Origin of the sequence: Streptomyces marokkonensis, assembly GCF_039539045.1 — a bacterium.
GTDB lineage: Bacteria > Actinomycetota > Actinomycetes > Streptomycetales > Streptomycetaceae > Streptomyces > Streptomyces marokkonensis.
Map to the genome: position 1 here is coordinate 1 of NZ_BAABCQ010000416.1, position 662 is coordinate 662.

Genomic DNA, 662 nt, shown 5'->3' on the forward strand with positions numbered 1-662 from the left:
GGGCCGAAGTCACCGACCTGGTCGACACCTCGGTCGTCGTGCGGTCCGAGGACGTCGAACAGCAGGAGTGCTTCACCTTCTGATCCCGCCACTCGACGGGCGCCACTCGACGGGCGCCACTCGACGGGCGCCACTCGACGGGCGCCCGGCCGCGCGGCGGCCGGGCGCCCGTCTCATCTGCTCTGGAGGCTGAAGTGACCATCCACGTCTTCACCGGGCCCACGCTGAGCCCGGACGATCCCGCTCTGCAATACCCGGCCGTAAGAGGGCGGGCCCCGATCCGGCATGGCGACCTGTTCACGGCGGGGTGAACGGCCCGGGTGTCTTCGCCGGCCACGACCACGTCGCCTCCCTGTTCGTGGTGAGCGGCCGGTGCCCCGCCACGGAGATCGCCGACGCCCTGCACGAGTCCCTGACGGGCCGTGGGGTGCTGCACGGGGCGAGTGTCCTCCCGGACGACTGCGGGGCCTGGGTGCGTGTCCTCGGCCACGAGGAGCCCCAGGTCACCGGCGCCGTCCGGGCCGCGTGGGACGCGGTGCGCCGGCTGCTCACCGGCCATCCCGCGCCTGACCTGCGTAAACCGTGAGCCGTAAACCGTAACTGTAGTCCGACAGCCGACAGCCGACAGCCGACAGCCGACAGCCGACAGCCGACAGCCGACA

1 pseudogene is annotated in these 662 nt (G+C 72.1%); it reads left to right on the plus strand.

The features are described from left to right. Positions 1-304: 304 nt before the first annotated feature. Positions 305-586, plus strand: a pseudogene (locus tag ABEA26_RS36190) (urease accessory protein UreD); the annotation flags it as partial. Positions 587-662 lie beyond the last annotated feature (76 nt).